Raw genomic sequence first — 15,960 nt, forward strand, 5'->3', positions numbered from 1 at the left:
GACGCAGATGACCCTTTCGATGGGTCCGCAGCACCCTTCGACGCACGGCGTGTTGCGCCTGGAGTTGGTGCTCGACGGCGAGATGGTCGTCAAATGCGTGCCCGACATCGGCTATCTCCACACGGGGATGGAGAAGCTGTTCGAGTACAAGAAATACCAACAAGGCATCGTCATCACGGACCGGATGGATTACTTGAATCCGCTCGGCAACAACTTGGGCTACGTGATGGCGATCGAAAAGCTTCTGCAACTGGAGATCCCCGAACGCGCGCAGATCATCCGCGTGATGATGTGCGAGCTGCAGCGCATCGCCTCGCACATGGTCTGGTTGGGAACGCACGCGCTCGATCTCGGCGCGATGTCGGTCTTCTTCTACGCTTTCCGCGAACGCGAGAAGATCCTGAACTTGATCGAAGCGGCGTCGGGCGGGCGTTTGACGCCGTCATACTTCCGCGTCGGCGGCTTGATGATGGATCTACCGCCGGGGTTCGAGCGGCGCGTGCGCCAATTTCTCGATACTTTCCCCAAAGCGCTCGACGATTTTCACACGCTGTTGACTGAAAACAAGATCTTCCAAAAGCGCACGCAAGGGATCGGCGTCATCTCCGCCGAAGATGCCATCGACTGGGGCGTCACCGGCCCATCGCTTCGCGGAAGCGGCGTCAAGATCGACGTGCGCAAAACGAACCCGTATTCGGGTTACGAGACCTACGACTTCGAGATCCCGGTCGAAACCGGCGGCGATGTCTGGTCGCGCTACCTGGTGCGGATGCGCGAACTCGAAGAATCGTTGAAGATCATCCGCCAAGCGCTCGACCGCCTGCGTCCCGGTCCGGTCAAAGCGGATGCGCCGAAGGTGGTCTTGCCCGAGCGCGAAGCGATGAAGACGCACATGGATGCGCTCATCCATCACTTCCTGATCATCGCCGAAGGCTTCAACGTGCCGCCCGGCGAGGTCTACCACGCGATCGAAGGCTCTAAAGGGGAGCTCGGCTTTTACATCAAATCGGACGGTGGACCGCGCCCGGCCCGCGTGCACGTGCGCGCGCCGAGCTTTGTGAACCTTTCGGCGCTGCCGCATATGGTCCAAGGCGAGATGATCGCCGATGTGGTCGCCGTGATCGGTTCGATCGACATCGTGCTCGGAGAGATCGATAGATGATGGGCATTTGGGAGATCGAATCTTCGTGAACTTCCCTGGTGAATCATGAACCCGTTACCGAAAGAGATCGAAGAGGAGATTCAAAGCTTTTCGCCGGAAGTCGAGGCCGAAATAGATCGGCACATCGCCAAGTATCCGGTCAAGCGGTCGGCCATCTTGCCGATCATGTTCATCGTCCAGCGCGAGCGCGGCTATCTGGATGCGGCAGGCATCGCCTACATCGCGCGCCGGTTGGATTTGACGATCACGGACGTGTGGGAAGTCGCCACTTTCTACACGATGATCAATCTGAAGCCGGTCGGCAAGTATCACATTCAGGTCTGCCGCACGCTCTCGTGCCAACTGCTTGGCGCTGAAAAGATCGTCGAGCACATCTCGAAGAGGCTCGGCATCAAGCCGGGCGAAACGACCCCCGATGGGCGCTTCACGCTCTCGTGGGTCGAATGCTTGGGTTCATGCGGCACGGCTCCGGCGATGCAGATCGGGTTCGACTACTACGAGAACCTGACGCCGGAGAGAGTCGATGAGATTCTGGATTCGTTGAAGGAGTAGATCGGGTGAACGGTGATGAGTGGCAGGTGACAGCGATGCACAGGGTCGCCCTTCATAAGGGCAACCTCGAACCGACGGACCACGGACTTAAATCCCCTGGCCCTACCACCCATCGCCAGTCGCCCCGCTGAGAAGTTATGCGTATCGAAGCTATCGGTTGCGAACCGCTTCTGCTGGCGCGGTTCAATCTCGAAAACTCGCGTTCGCTCGAAACCTACCGGCGACACGGCGGCTACGAAGCGCTGCGCAAAGCTCTGACCACGATGTCGCCCGACGACGTGATCAACGAAGTCAAGAAGTCGGCCCTTCGTGGGCGCGGCGGCGCAGGTTTCCCGACGGGCACGAAGTGGAGCTTCGTTCCGAAAGATTCGCCCAAACCGAAATACGTCGTCTGCAACGCGGACGAATCCGAACCGGGCACGTTCAAAGATCGCTACTTGATGGAGCGCGATCCGCACATGCTGATCGAAGGCATGTTGATCGCCGCTTACGCGCTCGGCGCGCGCACCGCCTACTGCTACACGCGCGGCGAGTACAAGTACTTGATCGACATCATGGACCAGGCGATCGAAGAGGCGCGCGCCGCCGGATTGGTCGGCGAGCGCATCCTCGGCACCGACTTCTCCTGCGAAGTCTACACGCACACGGGCGCGGGCGCTTACATCTGCGGCGAAGAGACGGCGCTTTTGAACTCGCTCGAAGGTCTGCGCGGACATCCGCGCATGAAGCCGCCTTTTCCAGCGGTCGCGGGGCTTTACGGGTGTCCGACCGTGGTCAACAACGTCGAGACGCTCTGCGCCGTCCCGTGGATCATCATGCACGGCGGCGACGCTTACCGCAGCTTGGGTACCGAGAAGAGCGGCGGAACCAAGCTCTGGTCCGTCTCGGGCCATGTCAAGTATCCGGGCGTTTACGAACTGCCGATGGGATACGACGACATGGAGAAGTTCATCATGGAGGATTGCGGCGGCATCCCGAACGGGCGCAAGCTCAAGGCCGTCATCCCTGGCGGCTCGAGCGTCTACATCATGCGCGCCGAAGACATCATCGGCAAAGACGTGCGTATGGACTACGAAGGGCTGGTTGCCGCTGGCTCGATGGTCGGCTCGGGCGGCTTTATCGTCATGGACGATACGGTTGACATCTTCGAATCGACTAAGAATCTGATCGAGTTCTACAAGCACGAATCGTGCGGCTGGTGTACGCCATGCCGCGAGGGGACCGACTGGCTGGTCAAAGCCTTCAAACGCATCGCGCGCGGCGAAGGGCGCCCCGAAGACGCTCAACTGCTGCTTGACCTTTGCGACAACATCGAAGGTAAATCCTTCTGTCCGTTGGGCGACGCGGCGGCGTGGCCGATTCAGTCGGCGATCAAGCGATTTCCCGAAGATTTCAAGCGTCACCTGCTCCCGCTGGCTGAACAAGAGCGCGTTCCAGCCGTCGCCTGAAATAGAGCGACGTGCGAGGCACCCAAAGGGCGAGAGTTTTTTCAGTGAGAATGCCACCGTGCAGCGAACCACAGTCAATCAAATAGAGAGATCATGGCGGAACTAGTCAAAGTCACCATCAACGGCGAAGTTTACGAGGTCGAAAAAGGCCGGTTGTTGATCGACGTGTGCCGCGAGAAGGGGCATGCCGTGCCGTCGTTCTGCTACTACGCAGACCTTGCGCTGCAAGCTTCGTGTCGCATGTGTCTGGTGCGCATCGAGAAGATGCCGAAGCTGCAAACTTCCTGCACCGTCACCGTCACCGACGGCATGGTCGTCACCACCGAGTCTGAGGAGATCGAAAAGGCGCGGCGCGGCATGCTCGAATTCTTGCTCGCCAACCACCCGCTCGATTGTCCGGTTTGCGATCGCGGCGGCGAGTGCGAGTTGCAAGAACTGACGTTCGATTGGGGCAATCTCGAGGAACGCTTCATCGAACCGAAGAACTATCAGCCCGAACGCTATCTGTCGCCGATGGTCGCCAACGATCCGCAACGCTGCATCCTCTGCAAACGCTGCACGCGCGTTTGCGATGAGTGGATGGGCGAAGAGGCGATCGAAGCGGGCGGGCGCGGCGTGGCGACCATCATCAGCGCCTATGGTGACTGGCTCAACTGCTCGCAGTGCGGCAACTGCATCGAGGTCTGCCCGACCGGCACGCTGCTCGATGCGACCTATCGCCATCAAGCGCGCCCGTGGGAGCTTGTGCGCACGGTTTCAACCTGCACCTTCTGCTCCGACGGATGTCAATTGGCGCTCGGCGCGCGCGGCGAAGAGGTGCTGCGCACGGTGGCGCGCGACCGCTACGTCAACGGCATCAACGGCGAGTTCCTGTGCGTCAAAGGGCGTTTCGCTTCGCACCCGTTCGTCAATCACGAAGCGCGCCTGCGCACGCCGATGATCCGCTACCGCAAGGGCGGCAAACTCGTCCCGGCCACGTGGGATCAAGCCATCGAGTTCGTCGCGCAACGCCTCTCCGCCATCAAGGAAGAGCACGGGCCACAAGCGATCGGCATCGTCGGCAGCCCGCGCTTGACCAACGAAGCGAACTACACGCTGTTGCGCTTCGCGCGCGATGTCATCGGAACGGAGCACTACACGGCGACCGATGCTTTCTCGCTCGTCCCCTTCTTCGAGAACATGGGCGCGCCGCTCGCCACGCACCGCGACATACGTTACGCGCAGACCATCCTGCTGATCGGCGGCGAACCCGAAGAACTGCAACCGCTGACCGGCAAACAGATCCGCCAAGCCGTGCGCAACGGCGGCGCGCGCTTCATTCTGATCAACAGCGTGCCGATCCGCTTGAAGAAGAACGCCGCGCAGTTCGTCCACGTTCGTCCCGGAACCGAAGAGGCGGCGCTCCTAGCGCTTGCCGACGCCGACAGCGTCGAATTCGCCGCGCGCAAGATGGGCGTCGAAACGAGCGAGATCGAACAGGTCCGCCGCGCGCTCAGCGAAGCGCAAGGCACCGTCGTGATCGCGTTCGGCGAGTTGAGCCCCGCTGCGCAGAAGATCGTGGCGCAGCTGCCATACATCTACGCGGATGACCGCCGTCGCTTCTTGTTCCACCCGCTGCCTCTTTTCAACAACAGCGTCGGCGTCCACGACATGGGGTTGATGAGCGGCGCGATGACGGCCACCGAGATGCTCGACGCCGCAGGCAAAGGTGTCCGCGCTCTGTACGTCGCCGGGAGCTTCCTGCAGCAACACTTGAAGGGGCGCGAAGAGGCGCTCAGCAAGCTCGACCTTCTCGTCGTCCAAGAACTCTTCGAGACCGCGACGACCGAGTATGCCGACGTCGTGCTGCCGGCGGCTTCGTTCGCCGAAGTCGATGGCACGTTCACGAACAACGCCGGACAGGTCCAGCGCGTGCGCCAAGCGATTCCGCCCGTTCATCTATCGAAACCCGATTGGCTGATCGTCGCTTCGGTGGCCGAAGCGATGGGCGCTCGATTCGGCATCGAACTATCGGCGAGCGCTATCTTCCGCGACATCGCGGCCAACGTTCCGGCCTATCAGGGCTTGCGGTATCCGTTGCTCAAGGATGAATCGCGCCCAGTTCAGGTCAAACACGAGATCGCCCAACGGCGCGACATCAGCGGCGAGATCGAAACGCTGCGCGCGACGATCGCGCAGGCAGATGAAACGGCGGCGAAGATCACGGAGACGCCGCCCGTCGGACACGAACTGTTCAAGCTCGGCACGTTAACCGAGAAGCTGCCGCAATTCCATTATCTGGCGGCGGGCAATCCGAAGCCGGAGAACACGCTCGCTTCGTCGCCGCTCGTGCAGTTGACGATCGACGCGGCGCTGCGCAGACAAAGGCAAGAAATGGCCCTAGCTGGCGATTGAAGATCGGGCGCATCCTCGATTGAAGCTTGCGGCGATGCCTCCCGGGGCGGTGCGAGCGAGGCGTTGAAAAAGCGTGCGGTTTCGCGCCTCTGCGAAGGTTTTGTTTGCGCGAGGCAGACGGCCCCGCGCCGCGAAAGATAAACACATGAGCATCGCGCGAGGAGATCGGCCTCCTCAACGCGGAAGCGGCGCATGGCTCGGTTTAAAGGAGTTCCGAGCGATGGCGATGCCGATCTTACGGCGTTGTTTGGCTTTCGCTCGCTTGCGCGCGCAAGTCCCGATTAGTACCATAACTCGTTTTTCTGTCACCGATCCGGTAGGTTCGCCATGGACTTGAGCAACCCTTACATCCAAGCCGCGCTGCAGTTTCTGGCCATCTTCATCACTTTCAACGTCGTCTTGATGATCGTCGCCTACACGGTCTTGGCTGAGCGGCGCATTCTCGGCTTCATCCAAGGACGTTTGGGGCCGAATCGCGTCGGGCCGGGCGGCGTATTGCAACCGTTCGCCGATCTCCTGAAGTTCATCTTCAAAGAGGAGATCGTGCCCGATAAATCGACGCGCTTCGTCTATTTCCTCGCGCCGCTTATTGCGGTGACGGCGGCGATGATGACGCTGATCGTCTATCCGTTCGGCCCGCGCGTCACGCTTCCCTACTTCGGGCAAGTCGAATTGGTGATCGCGCGGTTCGACATCGCGCTCCTTTACGTTCTAGCCGTCACCTCGATCGGCGTTTACGGCATCGCGCTTGCCGGTTGGGCTTCGAACAGCAAGTACAGCTTGATGGGCGGTCTGCGCTCTTCGGCGCAGATGATCTCTTATGAGCTTTCGTTAGGGCTATCGCTCGTCGGCGTCATCTTGATGAGCGGGACGCTCGATCTATACGAGATCGTCGAGCAGCAATCCGGCTGGTATGGATTCAAGTGGAACATCTTCCCGCAGTTCATCGGCTTCGTCGTCTATTTGACGTCGGCGATTGCCGAGACCAACCGCGTGCCATTCGATCTACCGGAAGCCGAGACCGAACTGGTCGCCGGATTCCATACGGAGTATAGCGCGCTCAAATTTGCGCTCTTCTTCATGGCCGAGTATATCAACATGTTCACCGTCTCGGTCTTGGCGACGACGCTCTTTCTGGGCGGCTGGAACGTGCCCGGACTTGCGCTGCTGTTCTCTCCGGGGTCGATTCCTTTCGCCGTTTTCAGCGTCATCGGCTTCTTCGTCAAGGTCTTCTTTTTCCTCTTCCTTTACATCTGGCTGCGCGGGACGCTGCCGCGCTTCCGGTTCGATCAGTTGATGAGTTTCGGGTGGAAGTTCCTGCTGCCGGTCGCGCTGCTCAACGTCGTGCTGACGGCGACGCTCGTCTGGCTGGGCGTGTTGTGATGAAAGCTGAGCGGTTCGATCTTCAGCTCGAATGAAGGAAAGCTTGAACTTCGATTAAACGATGACGATTCTGATCTTTCTGCTGCTTGCCGCGCTGACCGTAGGCTGCGCCATCGCGATGGTGGCGCAACGTAATCCGCTCTACAGCGCCATCGCCCTGATCGGCGTCTTTCTCGGCATGGCTGGAATCTACGTGACGCTGGCCGCGCCGTTCATCGCGGCGATTCAGGTGATCGTCTATGCGGGCGCGATCATGGTGCTCGTCGTCTTCGTCATCATGCTTCTGAACGTCGAAGAGGAGGTGCGCCGCCCGATCCGCTTGCGCTATTTGATCCCGCTCGGCGTCTTTCTCGCCGCGCTGCTCTTTGCCGAAACGGCCTTCATCATTTACTTCATCGAAACTTCGGCATACAACCCGCCGCCAGCGACGCAGTCAAACGTCGGGCTGACGGCTTCGGTCGGCACGGGGCTTTTCACGAAATACCTTTTGCCGTTCGAGATCACGTCGCTTTTGATCCTGATGGCGATCGTCGGCGCCATCACTTTGGCGCGGCGCGTCCCCGCGCTCGAAGTGGGCGGCAGGAGGATGCAAGCGGCGACAACTGAAAGCGAAAAGCCGAGCGCCGCCGATTAACGCTCTTACGGCTCGGGACCTTTGTCCCAGCAAACGGAGAGGAGATCGAATCGGTCCACCTCGCGTTCGAGAGGTATTGAAAAGATGGTTCCGCTATCCTGGTATCTGGCTCTTTCCGCCGTGCTCTTTACCATCGGCGCGGCGGGCGTCATCATCAAGCGCAATGCGATCGCGATGTTCATGTGCATCGAACTGATGCTCAACGCGACCAACATCACGTTCGTCGCCTTTTCGAGCTTCTTTCGCGACGTGACGGGCCAGCTCTTCGTCTTCATCGTGATGACGGTCGCAGCGGCGGAAGCGGCGGTGGGACTCGGCATCATCATCGCCATCTTCCGCAATCGCCTGTCGCTCGATGTCGACGATGCGAGCGTGCTCAAATATTGATTCAAAGTTCTCGACGGCTTTCGAGTCGCTTTCGCTACATCTACGGCGCGCGCCGTTCGCCATGACGTTTAAGCTGGGCTGAACGCTGCGCCGCAGTTCGAACCTTCTGGATGCTGCCATGCTAGATTTCATCAACCAACACATCCTGAGCATCATCATCTTCGCGCCGCTCGTCGGTGCGGCCATCAACTGGCTCATCGGACGCCGCCTGCGCAGCGAAGCCTTCATCGGCACGGTCGCCTGCACAGCGGTCGGGATTTCGACCGTCTTCGCCTTCATCGCGGCCTTTCGGCCCGAGACGGGCGCGCTGCGAGCGGAAGCTCCCATCCTCGAACATCTTTGGACGTGGATCGAGGTCGGAACTTTCCGCGCCGATTTCGCGTTGGCGATGGACCGGCTGAGCGGCATCTACGCGCTCTTCATCACGGGCGTCGGCCTTCTCATCCACATCTTCGCCACGGGCTACATGCACGGCGACGGCGGTTTCTACCGCTTCTTCTCCTACATGAACCTCTTCATGTTCATGATGCTCGTGCTCGTGCTCGGCGATAATCTGTTGCTCATGTTCGTCGGGTGGGAAGGCGTCGGTCTCTGCTCGTACTTGCTGATCGGCTACTACCTCGACCGCGACGAAGCGCGCGTGGCGGCGAAGAAGGCGTTCGTCGCCAACCGCGTCGGCGACTGGGGCGTGATCCTCGGCGTGATGCTCATCTTCTTCTTGACCGGCTCGATCAGTTTCTTCGACAAGCCGGATCTGCCGAGCGCGCTGCGCATCATCGGCGAGATGCCGATCGAACCGTTCGCGTGGAGCGCGCTCTTTGCCGGCGGCATCACTTCAGCCGCTATCCTGCTCTTCATCGGCGCGACCGGCAAATCGGCGCAGATTCCGCTCTACGTCTGGTTGCCCGACGCGATGGCCGGTCCAACGCCCGTCTCCGCCCTGATCCACGCGGCGACCATGGTCACCGCCGGCGTCTACATGATCGTCCGTTGCTCGCCGATCTACGCGCACGCGCCGACGGCGATGTTCATCGTCGCCGTGATCGGCGCCGTGACGGCTCTGTTTGCGGCGACCATCGGTCTAGCGCAGAACGACATCAAGAAGGTTTTGGCTTATTCGACCATCTCGCAGATCGGTTACATGATGCTCGCTTGCGGCGTCGGCGCGTTCGTCGCCGCCATCTTCCACGTGATGACGCACGCTTTCTTCAAAGCGCTGCTCTTTCTGGGATCGGGAAGCGTCATCCACGCCATGCACCATGAACAGGACATGCGCCGGATGGGCGGTTTGCGCAAGTACATGCCGATCACCTTCGCCACCATGATCACGGGCTGGTTGGCGATCTGCGGCATCCCGATCTTCGCCGGCTTCTTCTCGAAAGACGAAATCCTGTGGAAGACGTGGAGCACGGAAGCTTTCGCCATCCCGCACGGCGCAAGCCGCGCGCTCTGGACCATCGGCGCGATCACGGCCCTGTTGACCGCCGTCTATATGACGCGCCTAATGGTCATGACCTTCTGGGGCGAAGAGCGCTTCCGCGAAGCGCACGCGCACGACGCAGAGGCTAAGCCGCACGCCGCCGTTCACGCTTCCGCCGGCAGCCACGCGCATGGCGAACACGCGGGCGCGCATCACCACCACGGCCCGGTGACGCCGCACGAATCGCCTCCGGTGATGACCATTCCGCTCGTCGTCCTCGCCGTGCTTTCCACTTTCGGCGGGCTGGTCGGCGTGCCCTATGCGCTGAGCGGCGGCGCGATCCCGAACTACTTCGAAAAGACGCTCGAACCCATCGTCGCACACGCGCCGACGCACGAAGAAGCGGCCAACATCGAAAAGCGCATCGCGCAAACGGTGGCGCGCAGAGGAGCCGAAGCGCCTGCGGCACAACCGGCGGCGCACGAAACCAAACACGAGACGGCGGAGCATGCAGCCCATTCGCCCGAAGAGGTGCGCTCCGAGCGCATCTTCAGCGCCATTTCGGTCATCGTCGCGCTCGTCGGCATCGGCATCGGCTGGAGCGTCTTCAGCAAACGCCCGTTGCTTCAGATGCCGCGCTTGCTCGAGAACAAGTACTACGTTGACGAAATATACGACGCGACCATCGTCCGGCCCATCGTCCGCGGCGCGACCGAGGGCTTATGGAAGCTGTTCGATCTCGGAGTCATCGACGGCACGCTTCACGCCATCGCTTCGGGCGTGTCGAGCATCGGATCGCTCGCGCGTCGCCTGCAACCAGGGTTCGTCCGCACTTATGCGGCGATCATGCTCGTCGGCGCGCTCATCTTGATCGGGTACTTCGCTTATTACGGCGTGCTGTTGCTCATCCGTCAATAGACCGAGAGCAGGCATGCTCTTCGGCTGTTAGCCGAACTTCGTAAAAAGCGAAGCTTTCAACTGCAGCGAATTCCAAGGACGCTCAAGGTTGATCGAAGATGCTTCAACAGAATCTGATCTCCGTTCTGATCCTTCTGCCGTTCATCGGCGCGCTGGCCACGGCCGCGCACGGTTTTGCGCCGTACAGAAAGCCGACGCACTACCGTTGGATCGCGCTCGGTTTCTCGCTGGCCACCTTTGCGCTTTCGCTCTTTCTCATTCGCGGCGGCGAGCCGAGCGTGTTGAGCGGCTTCTTCTTTGAGGAGAACCGCGCGTGGATCGAATCGATCAGCGCGCGCTACCACGTCGGCGTCGATGGGATCAGCCTGTGGCTGGTGATCCTGACGACGCTTCTCGTGCCGATCTCGGTCCTCGCCAGTTGGAACATCGAGAAGCGCCCGCTCGCCTTCTTCATGTTCATGCTGCTCCTTGAAAGCGCGATGATCGGCGTCTTCGTCTCGCTCGATCTGCTCGTCTTCTATCTCTTCTTCGAAGCGTCGCTCGTGCCGATGTTCTTCCTGATCGGCGTGTGGGGAAGCGGCGAGCGAAGGATCTACGCGGCGATCAAGTTCTTTCTCTACACGGCGGTTGGGAGCCTCTTGATGCTCGTCGGCATCATCGCGCTCTACTACTTCTTCGGGACGTTCGACTACCCATCGATCCTCGATGCGATGCGGGCCGGGACCGTGACGCTTTCGGCGCGGGCTGAATTCTGGCTCTTCCTCGCCTTCGCGCTGGCGTTCGCCATCAAAGTCCCAGTCTTCCCGTTGCACACGTGGTTGCCGGACGCGCACACGGAAGCGCCGACCGCTGGGTCGGTGATTCTGGCCGGCATCCTGTTGAAGATGGGAACCTACGGGCTGCTCCGCTACAATCTGACCCTCTTCCCCGATGCGGCGCGTGAGTTTGCGCCGATGATGGTGACGCTCGCCGTCATCGGCATCATCTACGGCGCGCTCGTCGCGATGGTCCAGCCCGATGTGAAGCGACTCGTCGCCTATTCATCCGTCAGCCACATGGGCTTCGTCATCCTCGGGCTGTTCTCGTTCACCGAGCAAGGCATGCAAGGCGCGCTCTATCAAATGCTCAATCACGGCGTTTCGACCGGCGCGCTCTTCTTGATCGTCGGCATGATCTACGAACGACGACACACGCGCCTGATCGCGGAGTTCGGCGGGCTGGCCCACCCGATGCCGTGGTTTTCGACCTTTTTCGTCATCGCCTCGCTCTCTTCGATCGGGCTTCCGGCGTTGAACGGCTTCGTCGGCGAATTCCTCGTGCTGCTCGGCACGTGGCTGTCGGATTCGATCCGCCATCCTTGGATCGCGACGATGCTGGCGGCGACGGGCGTCATCTTCGCCGCCGTCTATCTGCTCTGGATGCTGCAGCGCGTCGTCTTCGGTCCCGTGACCAACGAAGAGAACGCGCATCTACAAGACTTGAATGGACGCGAAAAGGGGCTGCTCGTGCCGCTTCTTGCGCTCATGCTCATCATGGGCGTCTATCCGAAATTCTTCTTGAGCAGGTCGCGCGATAGCGTGCTCGAAGTGCGCGAGCGGGTCATGACGGCGACCGGCGGTGGGTCGCTGGCTGCCAGTCCGACACAAGGAGGCGACCGGAGCGAGATGGTCCGCTGATCGTTAAGAAGAGCGGCTGAAGGGTAAAAGGTTTGATTATGAGCGGAACCCGAAGATCGAACGGCGCCCTGTTCAGCCAAGAACGGATGAACCGCGCGCGAAGATGCGCGACGTTCTCGGCGCGCATCTTCGTCGCGGCTTTCGTCTTGACGTTTGCGCAGATCGCTCTCGCTGGAAGCGACGACGCGGCGCTGGATTTTAGACTTCGCGGCATAGACGGTAAAACATACGACGCGGCGAAGTTGCGCGGCAAGATCGTTCTCATCTCCTTTGGCGCGACGTGGTGCGCGCCGTGCATCGCCGAACTCGAGGCGCTCGAAGATCTGAAGCGCGAGTATGCTGGCGAGCCCGTCGAGTTTCTTTGGGTGAGCATCGAGACGGAAGAGGAACGATCCGATTGGACGTTGCGGAGCTTTGCGCGCGACAATCGTTTGACCATTCCGGTCCTGCGCGATCCGAAGCGCGCCGTTTACAGCCGCTTCTCGGCGCGCACGCGCATGCCGCTCGTCGTCTTTCTCGACCGCGAGGGCAAAGTAGCGGGCAAACCGCACGTCGGCATGACGACGCCCGAAGCTTACAAAGAGATCATTCGACGCCGGTTGAATGAACTGCTGAATGAGGATATAAAGCCATGAGAGCGCATACGGTCTACTTACCCATCGCTCTCTTGTTGGGACTACAAGAAAGTTCAAGGCGGTGTCAACTATTGTGCGGCACATCCCGCTCTTGCTGTGACTACAGGGAAGTTCCAGAGGACCTGAAAAACGCTCGGCGAGGGCAGAAAGCCTGAAAGAAGCGAACAGCGACAGCCATGAACATCTACTTCGGATTACAGACCGCGACGCAGCAATTTGCCGATGTCAACCTATGGCTTCTCATGCCGGAGTTGATCGTGGCCAGTGCGGGCGTGCTCGTCATGCTCGTCGATGCTTTCACCAAACGGCTCGATCAACGCTGGCTTACGGGCGGCATTTCGCTCATCGGACTGGTCGCCGCCGCCGTCTCGTGCGTGTGGCTGTGGACCAGTTGGACGGGGCCGACTGAAGCCTTCTTCGGCATGATCGTGCTCGACCGGTTGCGTCTTTCCTTCACGCTCGTCTTTCTGGTCGTCTCAGCTTTGAGCGTGCTCCTGTCGATGATCTGGGTCGAGTGGGAGCGCTTGCCGGCGGGCGAATTTCACGCGCTCCTTCTCTTCGCGACCGCTGGCATGATGCTGATGGCTTCGGGCGGCGATCTGGTGATGATCTTCCTCGGGCTGGAGCTGCTCTCCATCTCGACCTACGTCATGGCTGGCTTTCGTCGCACCGACGTGCGCTCGAACGAAGCTTCGATGAAGTATTTCATCCTCGGCTCGTTCTCGTCGGCCTTTCTCCTTTACGGCACAGCGCTCGTCTATGGCGCGACGGCGATGGCCAACGGCACGCCGGGCACGACCAACATTCGCGAGATAGCGCAAAGGCTCGATACGGCGCTCTATCCGCCGCTCCTTTTTGCCGGCGCGGCGATGCTCCTGATCGGCTTTGGTTTCAAGGTCGCCACCGCGCCGTTTCACGTCTGGACGCCTGATGTGTACGAAGGCGCGCCGACTCCAGTGACGGCCTTCATGGCGGCTGGACCGAAAGCTGCCGGTTTCGCTTCGTTCATGCGCGTCTTCCTGTTCGGTTTTCCCTTCGTCGTCGCCGCTGGCACGGCGCAACGCCTCCATTCGGCCTGGATCGCGGTGCTGGTCGTTTTGGCCGTCATCACGATGACGGTTGGGAACACGGCAGCCATCCTGCAATCCAACGTCAAGCGGATGCTCGCCTACTCATCGATCGCGCACGCGGGCTACGTGCTCGTCGGGTTGGTGGCGGCGGGCGCAGCATCGGATCTCGGGCAACGCAACGAAGCCATCGCGGCTGTGGTCTTCTATCTGCTCGTCTATTCGATCATGACGCTCGGCGCGTTTGCCGTGGTGACCATCTTGGCCCGTAGCGGCGACCGACGTACCGAGATCGAAGATTATAACGGCATCGGATTCGATTCGCCGTGGCTCGCCTTCGCCTTCTCCGTTTCGCTCCTCAGCCTGCTGGGCGTGCCGCTGACGGCGGGCTTCATGGGCAAGGTGATGGTCTTCAGCGCGGCGCTCGATCAGGGCTACGTCGGGCTGGTCGTCGTCGCCGTGCTCAACACGGTGGTTTCGGCCTACTATTACTTGCGGCTGATCGTCGTCATGTTCTTCCGCGAGCGGAGCGGGGCGTGGAACGCGCCGCTCGTTCCGGCAAGCATGGCCATCGCGCTCGCCTTGACGGTGGTCGGCATCTTCTATCTGGGCATCTTCCCCGGGCGCGTCATCGAAGTTTTTCAAGCATCGCCTTCGGTCATCAGCCGATTGCTCGGCACGTGAAGGACTGAGCGCAACGAGCGATGGGGATGGAAACGCGCGCGCGCACCTCGCAGAAACAGCGTGCGGCGTCGGTGGAAGCGACGGTGGCCGAGATCAAAGACTCTTTGGGCGAAATGTGGCCGCCGCGCATCTACCGTGAGCGCGTCCGCGCTGAGCGCACGCGCGCCTACTCTCTTCCCGCCACCTCGCGCAACGCGCGCATTGAGATCCAACACACGTTGCTCGGCATTGAACTCAAGGTGGGCCGCCGTCGCCTGCTCTGTCCCGATCTGGCGACGGCTCGATATCTAGCGACCTTCGCGCGGCTGGGTTGCAAATCGGTCGCCGTCCCGTATGATATCACGCGGATCTCGCGTCTTGCCGACGATCTGGAGTCCGCCTTCTATCGCATGATGCTTCTGGCGGAACATGCGTCCGAAGGGCGCGGGAAAGGTTTTCATCGGCGGGTGCGCGCGCGCCTTCTGCATGATGCGCGCCGCGAGATAGAAGAGATCGGGCCCGGACCAGCGATCCCGCAGTTCAACCAGAACACGCGCCAACGACGCGCGTAAACAGGCAAATGGGACAGGATCGAAAAGAGGTCATCGCGTCGGCAGAACCGCTCCCCTTCCCGTACAACCAACGGACCTTCTGCCGCTACGAGCCGATCGAAAAGCGCATCGAAGCCGCGCGCGTGCTCGTCGTAGATAACCTGCTGCGCGAAGAGGGCGATGTTTCGGAACTGGCGCGCGCCGAATGGGGACCAAAACTGCGCGCGCACCTTCAACGCGAACGCGAGATCGCCGCGCTCGCCATCGAAAATATCCTAAACAACGTCGAGCGGCTCGTGCGCCGGCCCGAGACGAAGGTCGCGCATCTATCGGAGCTCATCGAAGCGGCGGAAGCTTTCCGGCCCGAGGCGATCGTCCTGAGCGGCACGCTCAGCGATTTTGACTACTACAACCCGCAGCTTCTCGCGCGTTTTAGAGACTTCATTCGCGCGACCAGAATCGCCGTGCTCGGCATCTGCGGTGGTCATCAGTTGATCGGCTGGAGCTTCGGCGCGCGCGTCGTCACATTGGATAACCGCGAACCTCATGAGCGGCGCGTCAATCGTCCTTACGAGTATCAGTACAGATTCGTGCGCATCACGGATCCGACCGATCCCATCTTCGCCGGCATACATGACCGCGCGTCAGGCATTTGGCAAGATTACACGCTCGAAGCGCGCATCCTGCGCGTCTGGCAGAATCACGGGCTGCAACTTGACCGCGTGCCCGAAGGCTTCAAGCTGCTTGCGACTTCATACCTCTGCCGCAATCAGATGATGGTGCGTCGCGAAGCGGGCCAGTTGATCTACGCCGTGCAATTCCATCTCGAAAAATCTTTCGAGGACTGGCGCAAGAATCCGACTCGCTGGGAGCACCCGAACGAATCGCGCGATGGGCGCATCATCTTCGAGAATTTCTTGCGCGAGGCGCTCAAACACGCCGCCAATCAATCCACTTGAACGCCAAAGCTTTTAACGAGCGCGTGTGGCCGCGCTTGAATCCGACAACGCCCGAGCGCGCTAGTCTTCCGCTAACAAACGCGCTATGCTTTTAGCGTTCGAAGCATACTG

The 15,960-nt window shown here is 60.7% G+C and carries 13 protein-coding genes; all 13 read left to right on the top strand.

The genetic code is table 11. The annotated features are described in order from the left end of the window. Positions 1–7 precede the first annotated feature (7 nt). The 13 genes from nuoD (at position 8) to PYK22_RS02210 (ending at position 15,849) form a co-directional block, all read left to right on the top strand. Entirely contained in the window at positions 8–1,162 is a 1,155-nt protein-coding gene (gene nuoD, locus PYK22_RS02150) for an NADH dehydrogenase (quinone) subunit D (protein ID WP_041974400.1), read from the top strand. A 45-nt stretch (positions 1,163–1,207) separates the two neighbouring features. Further along, positions 1,208–1,714 carry an NADH-quinone oxidoreductase subunit NuoE gene (gene nuoE / locus PYK22_RS02155; RefSeq protein ID WP_083437531.1) on the top strand — a complete coding sequence of 169 codons (507 nt, stop codon included), beginning with the start codon at positions 1,208–1,210 and terminating at the stop codon, positions 1,712–1,714. Between the two features lie 137 nt (positions 1,715–1,851). Beyond that, positions 1,852–3,162 (top strand): NADH-quinone oxidoreductase subunit NuoF, encoded by a 1,311-nt coding sequence (nuoF, locus tag PYK22_RS02160; protein ID WP_041973903.1) that lies wholly within the window; start codon positions 1,852–1,854, stop codon positions 3,160–3,162. A 93-nt stretch (positions 3,163–3,255) separates the two neighbouring features. Beyond that, complete coding sequence (locus PYK22_RS02165; protein ID WP_060635234.1) at positions 3,256–5,556, top strand: molybdopterin-dependent oxidoreductase; 2,301 nt, start codon at positions 3,256–3,258, stop codon at positions 5,554–5,556. A 327-nt stretch (positions 5,557–5,883) separates the two neighbouring features. Then, positions 5,884–6,939 carry an NADH-quinone oxidoreductase subunit NuoH gene (nuoH, locus tag PYK22_RS02170; protein ID WP_083437532.1) on the top strand — a complete coding sequence of 352 codons (1,056 nt, stop codon included), beginning with the start codon at positions 5,884–5,886 and terminating at the stop codon, positions 6,937–6,939. A gap of 61 nt (positions 6,940–7,000) precedes the next feature. After that, positions 7,001–7,573 (top strand): NADH-quinone oxidoreductase subunit J family protein, encoded by a 573-nt coding sequence (locus PYK22_RS02175; RefSeq protein ID WP_060635235.1) that lies wholly within the window; start codon positions 7,001–7,003, stop codon positions 7,571–7,573. An 84-nt stretch (positions 7,574–7,657) separates the two neighbouring features. Next, the gene (nuoK, locus tag PYK22_RS02180; protein ID WP_041973906.1) at positions 7,658–7,960 is read left to right on the top strand and encodes an NADH-quinone oxidoreductase subunit NuoK; all 303 of its coding nucleotides are present in this window, start codon (positions 7,658–7,660) and stop codon (positions 7,958–7,960) included. A gap of 118 nt (positions 7,961–8,078) precedes the next feature. Next, positions 8,079–10,298, top strand: coding sequence for an NADH-quinone oxidoreductase subunit L (gene nuoL, locus PYK22_RS02185; RefSeq protein ID WP_060635236.1), 2,220 nt, complete (start codon positions 8,079–8,081; stop codon positions 10,296–10,298). 98 nt (positions 10,299–10,396) lie between these two features. Beyond that, on the top strand, positions 10,397–11,974 hold the full coding sequence (locus PYK22_RS02190; RefSeq protein WP_041973908.1) for a complex I subunit 4 family protein: 1,578 nt from the start codon (positions 10,397–10,399) through the stop codon (positions 11,972–11,974). A gap of 38 nt (positions 11,975–12,012) precedes the next feature. After that, positions 12,013–12,609, top strand: coding sequence for a TlpA family protein disulfide reductase (locus PYK22_RS16230; protein WP_083437533.1), 597 nt, complete (start codon positions 12,013–12,015; stop codon positions 12,607–12,609). 176 nt (positions 12,610–12,785) lie between these two features. Then, the gene (locus PYK22_RS02200; RefSeq protein WP_041973910.1) at positions 12,786–14,360 is read left to right on the top strand and encodes an NADH-quinone oxidoreductase subunit N; all 1,575 of its coding nucleotides are present in this window, start codon (positions 12,786–12,788) and stop codon (positions 14,358–14,360) included. Between the two features lie 20 nt (positions 14,361–14,380). Beyond that, on the top strand, positions 14,381–14,911 hold the full coding sequence (locus PYK22_RS02205; RefSeq protein ID WP_041973913.1) for a hypothetical protein: 531 nt from the start codon (positions 14,381–14,383) through the stop codon (positions 14,909–14,911). A gap of 8 nt (positions 14,912–14,919) precedes the next feature. Further along, positions 14,920–15,849, top strand: a complete 930-nt coding sequence (locus PYK22_RS02210) for a type 1 glutamine amidotransferase (RefSeq protein ID WP_041973915.1) — start codon at positions 14,920–14,922, stop codon at positions 15,847–15,849. Positions 15,850–15,960 lie beyond the last annotated feature (111 nt).

It is taken from the genome of Pyrinomonas methylaliphatogenes, from assembly GCF_000820845.2.
In the GTDB taxonomy this organism is placed as follows: Bacteria; Acidobacteriota; Blastocatellia; order Pyrinomonadales; family Pyrinomonadaceae; genus Pyrinomonas; species Pyrinomonas methylaliphatogenes.